The sequence below is a fragment of the Curtobacterium sp. NPDC088465 genome (assembly GCF_044753165.1).
Lineage (GTDB): Bacteria > Actinomycetota > Actinomycetes > Actinomycetales > Microbacteriaceae > Curtobacterium.
On record NZ_JBIVMR010000001.1, the window covers coordinates 620,283 to 632,790 of the forward strand.

11 protein-coding genes are annotated in these 12,508 nt (G+C 71.9%); 7 read left to right on the top strand and 4 right to left on the bottom strand.

Translation table 11 applies throughout. The features are described from left to right. Positions 1-35: 35 nt before the first annotated feature. Genes ACIP6W_RS02785 through ACIP6W_RS02800 form a run of 4 tightly spaced genes read right to left on the bottom strand, consistent with a single transcriptional unit; the run spans position 36 to position 4,391 of the window. Positions 36-1,067 carry a Gfo/Idh/MocA family protein gene (locus ACIP6W_RS02785; protein WP_400428165.1) on the bottom strand — a complete coding sequence of 344 codons (1,032 nt, stop codon included), beginning with the start codon at positions 1,065-1,067 and terminating at the stop codon, positions 36-38. Further along, positions 1,064-2,080 carry a Gfo/Idh/MocA family protein gene (locus tag ACIP6W_RS02790; protein ID WP_271826259.1) on the bottom strand — a complete coding sequence of 339 codons (1,017 nt, stop codon included), beginning with the start codon at positions 2,078-2,080 and terminating at the stop codon, positions 1,064-1,066. Before ACIP6W_RS02790 ends, ACIP6W_RS02785 begins: the two co-directional genes overlap by 4 nt. Further along, on the bottom strand, positions 2,077-3,174 hold the full coding sequence (locus ACIP6W_RS02795) for an ROK family protein (protein WP_400428168.1): 1,098 nt from the start codon (positions 3,172-3,174) through the stop codon (positions 2,077-2,079). Before ACIP6W_RS02795 ends, ACIP6W_RS02790 begins: the two co-directional genes overlap by 4 nt. Beyond that, a complete protein-coding gene (locus ACIP6W_RS02800; protein WP_066652175.1) occupies positions 3,171-4,391 on the bottom strand; it encodes an ROK family transcriptional regulator in 1,221 nt (406 codons plus the stop codon). The genes ACIP6W_RS02795 and ACIP6W_RS02800 overlap by 4 nt, the downstream gene beginning before the upstream one ends. Before the next feature lie 139 nt (positions 4,392-4,530). Here ACIP6W_RS02800 and ACIP6W_RS02805 point away from each other — a divergent pair, with 139 nt between their 5' ends. From ACIP6W_RS02805 to ACIP6W_RS02835, 7 genes are all read left to right on the top strand, one after another. Further along, positions 4,531-5,487 carry a carbohydrate ABC transporter permease gene (locus ACIP6W_RS02805; RefSeq protein WP_081984625.1) on the top strand — a complete coding sequence of 319 codons (957 nt, stop codon included), beginning with the start codon at positions 4,531-4,533 and terminating at the stop codon, positions 5,485-5,487. A 10-nt stretch (positions 5,488-5,497) separates the two neighbouring features. Further along, positions 5,498-6,400: a carbohydrate ABC transporter permease gene (locus tag ACIP6W_RS02810; protein WP_209684009.1), complete on the top strand. Its 903-nt coding sequence runs from the start codon at positions 5,498-5,500 to the stop codon at positions 6,398-6,400. A 94-nt stretch (positions 6,401-6,494) separates the two neighbouring features. Further along, entirely contained in the window at positions 6,495-7,802 is a 1,308-nt protein-coding gene (locus tag ACIP6W_RS02815; RefSeq protein WP_400428171.1) for an ABC transporter substrate-binding protein, read from the top strand. A 132-nt stretch (positions 7,803-7,934) separates the two neighbouring features. Then, a complete protein-coding gene (locus ACIP6W_RS02820; protein WP_066652169.1) occupies positions 7,935-8,780 on the top strand; it encodes a DUF4097 family beta strand repeat-containing protein in 846 nt (281 codons plus the stop codon). After that, positions 8,777-9,358: a PadR family transcriptional regulator gene (locus ACIP6W_RS02825; protein ID WP_066652167.1), complete on the top strand. Its 582-nt coding sequence runs from the start codon at positions 8,777-8,779 to the stop codon at positions 9,356-9,358. The genes ACIP6W_RS02820 and ACIP6W_RS02825 overlap by 4 nt, the downstream gene beginning before the upstream one ends. Before the next feature lie 128 nt (positions 9,359-9,486). Next, on the top strand, positions 9,487-11,736 hold the full coding sequence (locus tag ACIP6W_RS02830; RefSeq protein WP_271826255.1) for an APC family permease: 2,250 nt from the start codon (positions 9,487-9,489) through the stop codon (positions 11,734-11,736). 13 nt (positions 11,737-11,749) lie between these two features. After that, positions 11,750-12,505 (top strand): hypothetical protein, encoded by a 756-nt coding sequence (locus ACIP6W_RS02835; RefSeq protein WP_311206251.1) that lies wholly within the window; start codon positions 11,750-11,752, stop codon positions 12,503-12,505. Positions 12,506-12,508: the final 3 nt, after the last annotated feature.

Here is a 12,508-nt window from a genome sequence, read left to right on the forward strand (position 1 = left end):
CCGGCACCGCGCCTCCAGGCCGTCAGCGGGTCGGGTCAGACGGACCGCACCCGCACCGTCTCGCCGGTCGCGGCCGACTCCTGCGCTGCCAGCACGATCGCCAGGGTGCGCAGTCCCACGGCCGCGTCGGGCTGGGGCTGCTCGCCCGAGCGCACCGCGGCGACGAACGTGTCGAGCATCGCGGCGTCGAAGTCCGGCCCGTAGGGCAGGACGACCGACCGGCCGCTCGCGGCGTCGAGCCCGCGGACGCTGGGCCGGAAGAAGTCGACGTCCACCGATCCCTCGGTCCCGACGACGGTGAGGGCCAGCCCACCCCACGTCGGCGAGGTGTCCGGACGGCTCCACGAGCAGTCGATCGCCGCGATCGTGCCGTCGGCGTAGGTGATGGTGACCAGACCGGCGGTCTCGGCCTGCGCGCGCGACGCGTGCAGCACCCGGTTCGTGACCGCCGTGACGGTCTCGGCCGGCGTGCCGTCCAGGAGCTCGTCGAGCAGGTCCGCGATGTGCACGACGTGGTCGACGATCGCGCCGCCGCCGGACAGTCCGGGTTCCGTGAACCACGAGCGGGTCAGCGGCAGCATGCCGTTGTTGGCACCGCGGACCGAGAACACCTCGCCGAGGCGGCCGGACCGCTTCGTCGCGGCGAGCCGGGCGAAGGTGCTCGCGAAGCGGACCGGGAAGGCGACCATGAGCAGCACGCCGGCGGCCTCGGCGGCGGCGCGCATCGCGAGCCCGTCCTCCCACCTCGTGGCGAGCGGCTTCTCGCACAGCACGTGGGCCCCGGCGGCGGCGGCCTGTTCGACCAGGGCACGGTGCCGGGCGTTCTCGCTCGTGACCACCACGGCGTCGACCCCGCTCGCCAGGAGCTCCTCGACGGTGTCGACGTACGCGACCCCGAGGGCGTCGGCGAGTGCACGACCGCGCAGGTCGACCAGGTCGGTGCCCGTCGAGGTGCCGTCCGGGTCGGTGCCGACGACCTCGACGTCGGGCATCGCCTGCAGCGCGGACAGGTAGGACAGGGCGTGCGTGTGCGCGAAGGACAGCACGCCGATGCGCAGGGCGGTCACGCCGTCGCCCCCTCGTGCGTCCCGGCCGCCGGGGCGGGCTCGAGGTCGACGGGCTGCCCCGTCGCGACCGACCGCAGCGCGGCGTTGACGATGCGGACCGCGGTGGCGCCGTCCTCGGCGGACACGCGGGGCACCGCGCCGCCACGGAAGGCCCCGAGGTACTCGCGGATCTCGAGGAAGTACGGGTCCTCGGCGGGGTCGAGCTCGGGCAGGTCGCCGCCGACCCCGGCTTCGTCGAGGAGCTCCGCCGTGTAGTTCCGCTCGGCGCGGGAGTCGTGCGACAGGGACCCGAGGGTGCCGGTGGCGGAGAACTCGGTGACGAACGGCAGGTGCGCCGGCCCCCAGATGCCCGCGACGTGGCTGATCGCCCCGGACGCGTGGGTGAGCAGCACGTGCGCCGCCTCGACCGGGTGGTCGACGGTGCCCTTGCGGACGTGCACCGCGCTGACCCGGACGACGTCGCCGGCGATCCACCGTGCGATGTCCAGGTCGTGGATCATCTGGTCCATGATGATGCCGCCCGAGAGCTCGGGGTCGGCGAACCAGGCGGAGCGGGTCGGGAACGCACCCGAGCGGACGAACCGCAGGACGGCCAGTTCGCCGAGCTGCCCGGCCTCGACCGCGGCCTTGAGACGGACGTACTCGGGGAAGTAGCGGACCACGTGTGCCGGGTAGAGCTGGCGACCTGCCTCGTGCGCGAGCCGGACCAGGTCGTCGGCGTCCGCGTCGGTGCGGGCGAGCGGCTTCTCGCTGATGACGTCCTTGCCTGCGGCGAGCGCCGCGCGCACGACCTCGGCGTGGGCGTACGTGGGGACGACGACGTCCACCACGTCGACGCGGGCGAGGAGTTCGTCGAGTGAGTCGACCACCTCGCCGCCGTGTGCTGCGACGAGGTCCTCGGCGCCGACCTCGGAGAAGACGACGACGTCCCCGATCCGGAGCAGGTTCGGCAGGTGCGCGTGGGCGATCACCCCCGCGCCGACGAGGCCGATCCGGAGTCGCTGAGCGGTCATGGGGTCCTCCTGGTTCGTGGTGGTGCGGTGTCCGTGGTGGGTTCGGCGCCGTGGGCAGCGGTGGTGGCGGCAGGCGGCGCAGGGGCCGACTGCGCTGCGGTCGACTGCGCTGCGGTGCGGGCGAGCAGGGCTGCTCCCGCCAGGCCGGCACCGGCGCCCGCGAGGGACTGCTCGATGCGGGGCGCGGGACGCCAGCCGAGCCGCGCGTCCACCGCGGTGCGCAGCGGGGCGAGCAGGCGTTCCCCGGACTCGCCGAGTCCGCCGCCGACGACGACCACCGCCGGGTCGAGCACGGCGGACAGGATCGCGATCCCGGCGGCGAGCGCGTCGACCGCGTCGGCCCAGACCGCGGCGGCCACGGGGTCGGTGTCCACGGCGGCGACGATCTCCTCGGTCGCGCCGTCGATCGTGCCGCCGGCCGCGCGGTAGCGCCGTCGGATGTTCCGTGCGGAGGCGTACACCTCGACGCACCCGCGCTGCCCGCACGTGCAGGGCTCGCCGCCCGGTCGGACGCACACGTGTCCGACCTCGCCGGCACCTCCGGCTGCCCCGACCACCAGGCGCCCGTCGACGACCAGGCTCGCGGAGACGCCGGTCCCGATCGGGATGAAGACCAGCTCGGCGACGTCCCGGCCCGCCGCGGTGCGTGCCGCGATCTCGGCCGTCGCGGCAGCGCGGGCGTCGTGCGCGACGGCGACGGGGACGCCGTACCGGTCGCGCAGGAGTCCGGCGAGGGGCAGGTCGTGCCAGTCGAGGTTGACCGCGACGACCACCGTCCCGGTCTCGGCGTCGACGACCCCGGGCGTGCAGAGACCGATGGCGGCGAGCGGGTGCCCGGCGGCGGCTGCGGCTGCGGCGAGTCGGTCGACGACGGCGGTGACGGCGGCGAGCGCCGGACCGCCCACGGCGGCGTCCGTGGCCGCCGCGTGCGCGTCGGTCGCCGCGACCGGCGCCAGGGTGGGGACGACCGCGCGGTCGAGGACGACGTCACCGACCCGGACCATCCCCTTGACGGTGGTGCCGCCGACGTCGACGGCGACGACCGCGCCCGATGACTCCCGGCCGCCGTGCGAGCCCGTGCCCGCGGCGCTCATGCCGTCCGCTCCGTCGCCGCGCGGGCGAGTTCGTCGACGCGTGCCGGTGCGAGCACCTCGTCGATCGCGAGCACCGTCGCCCCGCGGATGCCGGCGTCGCGCGGGGACGAGCTCGCCCGGACGTCGAGGGCGTCCGCGACCATCGGCAGGCACGACCGGTAGAGCTCCCCGCGGATCGTCGCGACCAGGACGGACGACGCCGACATCGCCCCCGCCAGCACGACCTCGCTCGGGTTGCAGAAGTTCACGATGCCGGAGAGCACGCGGCCGATGTGCTCCCCCGCCCGGCGGAGTTCGTCGAGGACGACCGCGTCGCCCTGCGCCGCGAGCGCGAGCACGTCGCTCGTCCCGCCGACCTGCCGTCCGCCCGCGCGCAGCCGCGCCACGATCGCTCCCCCGGACGCCACCGACTCGAGGCAGTCCGGCACGCCGCAGGTGCAGCCGATCGCGGCCTGGCCGTCGACCGGGGTGTGGCTGATCTCGCCGGCGGCACCGCTCACCCCGCGGTGCAGGCGCCCGTCGAGCAGCACCCCCGAGCCGATGCGGGTGCCGAGCTTCACCGCGACGAGCGTGCCCGTACGGTCGGGGCCCGGACGCTCGGCCAGGGCGATGAGGTTCGCGTCGTTCTCCACGAGGACGGGGGCGTCGGTGTGCTCGGCGAAGAGCTCGGGCAGCACGGCACCGTGCCACGACGGCTCGAACGACGGGGTCGCGATGCTGCCGCCCGGGTACGACACGGGCGCGGGGACGCTGATCGCGGCGCCGCGGAAGCGGGTCGTGTCGAGGCCGGCGTCGCGGGCGAGCTCGACGAACCGGTCCCACAGCGCGGCGACCGACGCCCGCGGTCCGGCGGCGACGGGCACCGTCGCGGCGCCGTGCTCGAGGGCGTCGGTGTCGGCGACGATCCGGCCGGCCAGGTCGGTGAGCACGATGCGCACGTGGTGGGCGCCGAGGTCGGCCGCGGCGACGAAGCCGGCGTCCGCCACGAGTTCGAGCCGCCGGGCACGCCTGCCGCCGCGGGACCCCTCGGCGCCGCTCTCGCGCACGAGCCCGAGCGCGGTCAGTGCGTCGACCCGGGCCGAGGCCGTGGACGGTGCGAGTCCGGTGCTCCTGGCGATGCTCGAGCGCGAGGTCGTGTCCGAGACGCGGATCAGTCGGAGGACGTCCCCGACGGACCCGGGGTTCCGGTCCATGTCCTGGAAGTGCTGCTCGTGCATGCCGACACTGTAGCGACGAAACGGTCGATTATCGAACGAAGTCGTTGCAGATTCGACTGTTTACTTTTGGTGATCGAACGGTAATCTGCTCGAAACAGCCGATTCCTAGCGTTCAACGACGAGCCAAGAGGAGGTCCGCATGACGAGTGCGGTTGAGAACCCGGCCCGGGTGCGTGTCCCCGGTCGACGGTCGTCCACTGCGGACGCGAGCCGGATGGAACGACGCGAGGGCCGAGCGGGCTACGTGCTCATCGCCCCGACGACGGTGCTGCTGGCGCTGTTCTACCTGTACCCACTGGCGCAGACCGTCTTCTACTCGTTCACCGACTGGAACCCCGCGTCCGGCGAGACGAACGGCTTCGTCGGCCTGTCGAACTTCACCGGGCTGTTCCAGGACGGCGAGTTCGTCCGGGCGGCCGGCAACACGGCGCTGTACGTGGTGGTCGTGGTGCCGATCACGATGGCCCTCGGGCTGTTCTTCGCGGCACTGCTGGCGCAGCCGTTCCGCGGTCGCGGCGTCTACCGGGCACTGCTCTTCGTGCCGTACATCGCCCCGATCGTCGGCAGCGCGCTGATCTTCAGCTTCATCCTGTCGCCGCTCGGTGGTCTGGTGAACGGCGTGGTCACCGCGCTCGGTGCTCCCCCGATCGGCTTCCTGACGTCCGAGCCGTGGGCCCTGGTCTCGGTGATCGTGTTCTCGATCTGGCAGGGCGTCGGCTACACGATGATCATCTACTCGGCCGCGCTCACGAACATCCCGGCGTCCTACATGGAGGCCGCGACGCTCGACGGCGCCGGGCCGATCCGCCGCTTCTTCCGGATCTCGCTCCCCCTGGTCGCCCCGACCACGGGCTTCCTCGCGATCACCGGCGTGATCGGCGCGCTGCAGGTCTTCACGCAGGTCTACGTCCTGACCCAGGGCGGCCCGATCAACTCGAGCGAGACGATCCTCTACTACATCTACAACCAGGGCTTCGTGTTCTTCCACGGTGGCTCGGCCAGCGCTGCCGCCGTGCTCCTGCTCATCGTCGGCATCCTCGTCGCGGTCGTCCAGCTGCGGGTCATCAACCGCCGCGATCCCGTCGAGCTGAACTAGGACCGCCACCGTGACCCAGATCACCTCCCGCACCCTCCCGGCGGACGCACACCGCGCCTCCCGTCCGCACCGCAGCCGCCCGTTCGGCGTGCTGTTCCGCAAGCACTCACCCGCCGTCCTGCGGCACGTCATCCTGCTCGTCGCGGTCGTGCTGTTCTTCGGCCCGTTCCTCTGGATGCTGCTGACGAGCTTCAAGTCCTCGGAGGAGGCACTCGCCTTCCCGCCGACCTTCCTGCCGCGGCAGTGGGAGCTGTCGAACTACACCGACATCTTCACCGTCGCCCCCTTCGGGCTGTACTTCTTCAACTCGACGGTCGTGGCGATCGCGACCACCCTCGGGCAGATCGTGACGAGCCTGGCTGCGGGCTTCGCGTTCTCGCGCCTGAAGTTCCCCGGCAAGAACATCGTCTTCGTCGTCCTGCTCGCCGCGCTCCTCGTGCCGTTCGAGGTCGTGTTCACGCCCCTCATCACCCTGCTGTCCTCGCTGCACTGGCTGAACAGCTACCAGGGCCTCATCGTCCCGAACATCCCGTCGATCCTCGGCACCTTCCTCTTCCGGCAGTTCTTCACGTCGTTCCCGAGCGAGATCGAGGACGCCAGCCGGGTGGACGGTGCCGGGGTGTGGCGGCGGATGTGGTCCGTCGTGACGCCGATGGCGACGCCGATGATCGGGTCCTTCGCGGTCCTGTCGTTCGTCTACAACTGGAACAACTTCTTCTTCCAGTTCCTCGTCGCGTCGCGGACGGAGTTCTTCACCGTCTCCGTCGGCCTCACGCAGCTGCAGTCCGCGAACGCGAGCCAGAGCTTCAACCTGCTGATGGCCGGCTCCACGCTGGCGATCCTGCCGGTCTTCATCGTCTTCATCATCTTCCAGAAGCAGATCGTGTCGGCCATGGCCGGCGGACTCCGCTGATCCCGCACCGCCCCTCGCTCCACTCCTCCTCATCACCCTCCGCCCCAGGCGGGGGCACCCTTCGCTCCACCCGAAGTCCGAGAAAGGACGACTCATGCGCAAGCGACTGCTCGGCGCCACGGCCCTCGCCGTGGGTGCTGCACTGGCCCTGTCCGGGTGTTCCGGCGGCTCCGTCACCGGCAACTCCGGCGGCAGCGGCGGCAAGACCACGATCACGGTCTGGCACAACTACACGGGGCCGCAGGCCACCGAGGTGAAGAAGCTCATCGACGAGTACAACTCCTCGCAGGACGAGATCGGCGTCCAGCCCCAGTACGCGGCCTCGTCCGACCAGTTCGACGCGAAGCTCATCAACGCGCTGAAGAACGACACCGGTCCCGACATGGTGCTCGGTGACAGCACCCCGCAGCAGACCGGCGAGGTGATCCAGACCGGCAAGGTCCTGCCGCTCGAGGACCACCTGTCGAGCGGAGACGTCACGAAGGACAGCTTCACCGAGGGCATGCTCTCGACCGGCGAGTTCGACGGTAAGCAGTACACGCTGCCGACCGACATCGGCGACTACGCCGTCGTCTACAACAAGGAGATGTTCAAGGCCGCGGGCATCACCGACACCCCGACGACGTGGGCGGAGTTCCAGGACGACGCGAAGAAGCTCACCAAGGGCACGACCCAGTACGGCGCCTACCTGCCGATCGGTACCGGTGAGTGGCCGGTCTTCACGTGGCAGTCGATGCTCTGGGGTGCCGGCGGCGACTTCCTCAACGAGGACAACACCAAGGTCGAGTTCAACAGCGACGCGGGCGTGAAGGCCCTCACCGCGTGGACGGACATGCTGCAGGACGGCTCGGCCTACCCGCAGTCGCTCCTGACCACCTCGACGAACGGCGCCGTCCCCGCGCTCACGTCGAAGAAGGCCGCGATGGCGATCACCGGCGCGTACGACCTGTCGACCATCGACAGCACGCTCGGCAAGGAGAACGTCGGTGTCTTCCCGCTCCCGGGCATCGAGGAGCCGGCGATGAACCTCGGCACGAACAACTCGTACATCATCGAGACGACGACCGCGAAGCAGGACGCCTCGTGGAAGTTCCTGCAGTGGTGGCTCAGCCCGGACACCCAGGCGAAGTGGGACATCGCGACCGGCCTGCTCCCCGCGAACCAGGCCACGGCGGACAACGCGACGTGGAAGCAGTACCTGGACGAGAACCCGCGCCTCAAGGCCTTCGCCGACGAGCTCGAGTACGCCAAGGCCCGTCCGTCGATCACCGCGTACGGCGAGGTGAGCGCGGCGCTGTCGACGCAGCTGCAGTCCGCGATGCTGCTGAAGACCAGTCCGAAGGAGGCCCTCGACGCGGCGGCGGAGAAGGCACAGGCGGCGCTGGACGACGCCGCGAAGTAGGCCCGCTCCGCAGGACGGCCCCGCTCCCCACCGGGAGCGGGGCCGTCCTGCATCCTGGCCTGGTGACAACGGGTCACTCGCGATGTACCGTGACTCCACACACGCGATACATCGCGAGTTCGAGGAGGCAACATGGCCCAGGAGAAGTGGCTCGTCGAGGAGCCCAAGGTGATCGACACCGGCATCGTCCGCGCCCTGCGCGTCGGGCTCGCCGGTGGGCAGGTCGACGTCGTGGCCCACGACGAACCGACCGCCCGGGTGGAGGTGCACGGCGTGTCCGGCAAGCCGCTCAAGATCGAGCTGGACGGCGACACGCTCACCATCGACCACCCGCAGGTCCGGTGGGACGACCCGCTCGGCTTCCTCAGGTCGTTCCGCGGTCGCGCCACCGCCGACGTCAGCGTGCTGGTCCCCCGCGACGCACGGGTCACGGTCGGCGTCGTCTCCGCGGGGGCGCTGCTCTCCGGCACGAACCGCGGCGCCTCGGTGAACACCGTCTCGGGCGACGTCGTCGTCGACGGGCTCGCGGGCGACCTCGCCGTGCACGCCGTCTCCGGGGCGACCACGGTCCGCGACCTCGACGGCGCACTGACGGTCCGCACCGTGTCGGGCGACGTCGTGGCGACGGGCGCGATCCCGCGCCTCACGGCCGACGGGGTGAACGCCGACGTGGTGCTCGACCTGCAGGGCACCCCGGACGCCGCACGCATCAACACCGTGTCCGGTTCGGTGAGCGTCCGGCTCGAGGACGGCGTCCCGTACCGCTGCACCGTCAGCACCGCGTCCGGCAAGCTGCAGTTCGACGACTCCGAGATCCGCGGCGTCCGCGGCTCGTACGTCAAGCAGGGCGGCGAGCTGAGCGGGCAGTGGCTCGACCTCAAGGTCAACTCGGTCTCGGGCGACGTCGCGGTCCTGCACGCCCCGCCCGCCCCGGCCGCCCCGACGGACGCCCCGACCGGCGCGGAGGCGTCCGAATGAGCCCCGTCTTCGCGCACGGTCACCTGCGCCTGTCACTGCTCGCCATGCTCGCCGACCGCCCCATGCACGGCTACGAGCTCATCCAGGCCCTCGGCGAGCGCTTCGGCGGCGCGTACGTCCCGAGCGCCGGCACCGTGTACCCGCGGCTCGCCAAGCTCGAGTCCGAGGGGCTCGTCACCAAGACCGTCGACGGCCGCAAGACCGTGTACGCGATCACCGACGCCGGGCGTGCCGAGCTCGACGCCCGCGCCGAGGAGCTCGCCGCGGTCGAGTCCGGCGTCGCCGACTCGGTGCGGTCACTGGCCGACGGCGTCCGCGCCTCGGTCGGCGAGGCCATGCGCTCGCTCCGAGCGGACCTCGCCGCGAGCGCCCAGGCCCCGCGCGGTCAGACCGCCGACGAGCCCGTCGACGTCCCGACGGAGGGCGCCCGCGCCCTCCGCGAGGTCGAGATGGCGATCGCCGCGTTCCGGCAGCAGGTCCGGGCGGACCTGCGTCGCCGCGCGACGCGCGGGACGCTCACCGAGGACACGGTGACGCGCCTGCGGGACGGCCTGGAGGCCCTGCGCCGCTCCGTCTGACGGCCGCCGGCGGACGGGTGGTGGCGAGCCGCGCCTCCCGTCCGCTGCCCGTCGGCGTGCGTCCGGCGCACGGCCGTCGCCGCCTGTCCGTTCCCACAGTGTTGACTCGGGCGCGCAACTGAGTAGGTTTGCCGCTCGTGACGAACGAGATCCGGTCGCTCAAGGCGCGACTGATCGGCGATCCCCTGCCCTCCGAGAAGCTCGAGGGACAGCTCCTCCCGAAGCACCTGGCGCTGCCGATCTTCGCGAGCGACCCGCTGTCGAGCGTGGCGTACGCCCCGCAGGAGCTCCTCATGATCCTGCTGCTCGGCGGGATGGCGTTCCTGACCTTCGCCCCGTGGGTCGCGGCCGTGGTGGTGCTGCTGCTCGTCGTGGTGGTCGCGTCCTACCGGCAGCTCGTCAAGGCCTACCCGTCCGGCGGTGGCGACTACGAGGTCGCCCACCGGAACCTCGGCGAGAAGGCCGGCCTCGTCGTGGCGAGCGCGCTGCTCGTCGACTACGTCATGACGGTCGCCGTGTCGGTGGCCTCGGGCGTGGACAACATCATCTCGGCGCTGCCGGGACTCGACCCGTTCCGCGTCGAGCTCGCGGTCGCCTTCGTCGTGCTGCTCGCCGGGGTGAACCTGCGCGGCGTCCGCGAGTCGAGCAAGGCGTTCGCGGTGCCGACCTACCTGTTCGTCGGCTCGGTGTTCGTCATGGTCGTCACCGGCCTGGTCCGCACCGCCCTCGGCAACGCCCCCGTCGCCGAGTCCGCCGCGTACACGATCGACAACGTCGAGCACACGACGCAGGCGGCCTTCGTGCTGCTGCTCCTGCGCGCGTTCGCGTCCGGCTGCTCGGCCCTGACCGGTGTCGAGGCGATCGCGAACGGCGTGCAGGCCTTCCGTCGCCCGAAGATCCGCAACGCCCAGACGACACTGGTGCTCATGGGCTCGATCGCGATCGTGCTGTTCGTCGGGCTCATCACGCTCGCGCTCGTCTCGCACGTGCACTACGCCGAGCGCGCGTGCGACCTGCAGGGCTTCACCGCGTGCGCGACCACACCGCAGCGCTCGCTCATCGCGCAGATCGCCGCCGCGACCTTCGGGGGCGGCAGCGTGCTGTTCTTCGTCGTCCAGGCGACGACGGCCGCGGTCCTGCTCCTCGCCGCGAACACGGCCTTCAACGGCTTCCCGCTGCTCGGCTCGATCCTGGCGCGGGACTCCTACGCGCCGAAGGCCCTGTCGACCCGCGGCGACCGCCTCATCTACTCGAACGGCGTCATCGTGCTCGCGCTCGTCGCGGTCGCGCTGCTCGTGGTCTACCGCGCGAACGTCACGAGCCTCATCCAGCTGTACATCATCGGCGTCTTCGTGTCGTTCACGCTCGGCCAGACCGGCATGGTCCGGCACTGGCTGCGCCTGCTGCGCTCGGACCGCGACGGCAGCGCGGACGAGCCCGTCGACCGCGGACAGGTGTGGCGCTCGCTGACGATCAACGCGATCGGCGCGACCTCCACCTTCGTCGTGCTCGTCGTCGTCACCATCACGAAGTTCACGCACGGCGCCTGGCTCGTGTTCGTGATCATGCCCGTGCTGTTCGTCCTCATGCTCGGCGTGAACCGGTACTACCGCGACGTCTCGCACGAGGTCGAGGCGGACGTCGACACGCAGTTCGGCGCGACCGGCGACCACGCGATCGTCCTCGTCAACACACTCCAGAAGCCGGTGCTCAAGGCGATCGACTACGCCATCGCGGCACAGCACGCCGGACTCGAGGCGGTGCACGTCGCGATCGACGACGCCGAGGCCCGCCGGCTGCAGGAGCAGTGGGTCGAGCACGGGATCGAGGTCCCGCTCACCGTCGTGCCGAGTCCCTACCGCGACATCTCGATGCCGCTCATCCGGTACATCAAGGCGCACCGGGCCGAGCACGGGTCCGAGGTCGTCACCGTCTACACGCCGGTCTTCGTCGTCGGGCACTGGTGGGAGACCCTGCTGCACAACCACCGCGGGCGCCGGATCCGCAAGAAGCTCCTGCTGGTGCACGGGGTGACCGTGGCCCTGGTGCCGTGGCTGCTCGACTCGTCGGAACTGCTCTACGGGCGACGCTCCCGTCCGCTGCCGGGGCAGGAACGCCGCGGTGAGCCGGTCCGGCCGGCACTCCGCCGCTCGCCGCAGGGCGTGTCCCACCACGACGCGCAGGAGGACCGTCTGCTCCGGTCCGTCCAGCGGAACAGCCTGCAGCCGGTGGGGTCGCCGGTGCAGCGCGACGGCCTGCAGCCGCGGCGGGCGTCGCGTCCCGCCGGTCCCGCGGAGGGCGTCGACCCGACCCAGTGCACGGGCGAGGTGCACCTCCTCGTCGCCACACCTGCACGCCGTGACGGCGGCCGGTCGTAGCATCGTCGGCGACATGACGATCTCCGACCTGCGCACCTTCGCGACCTTCGACGGCCACGGCGGCAAGGTGTCGAAGCGCGTCGAGGTGCTCGACCACGAACCACCGGTGGCCGGGCCGTACGCCGGACTCGTCGCCGTGCGCGGTGAGCACCCGCTCGGAGCCCTCGACGAACGCCCCGCCGACGACCGCGCCGACCTCGCCCGCGGGGTCGCCAGCATCGGCTGGGTCGACCCGGCCACGCTCCGCGACTGGTACCGACCGGACCGCGTCGTGGTCACGCGGCTCGAGGCACGCCGCTCCGGGCTCGAGCCGGGGCTCTACGCCGACTCGCGTGGCCGCGGTCGCGTGCGGATCGACGGCCTGGAGGGACTGCTCGCCCCCGACGGTCGGCCCGCCTTCCGTGCACTGGCCGGTCCGGTCGACGCCCCGGTGGTCGACGTCCCCCTGCCCACCGACCAGGCGGTGCGCCTGGTCGCCGTGCGCGCCGTCGAGGGTGGTCTCGAGGTCGTGACCACCCCGGTCTCGCCGTTCCTCTCCCCCGGTCGGTACGCCGCGTACGACGCCGACGTGGTCGGGCTGCCGCCCCGGGCGTCCACCGGGCAGGTGTCCGTGCGGGCGGCGGTGCTCATCGACGGGTCGTTGCACGAGGTCGTCCGGATCGACGAGCGGGCGGCGACGATCTGGATCGAGCAGGGCGGCGACGAGGTGCCGATCGCGACGAGCGGCGTCGGACCGGACCTGGTGCGCTACACGGCGACGCCGGTCTGAGCG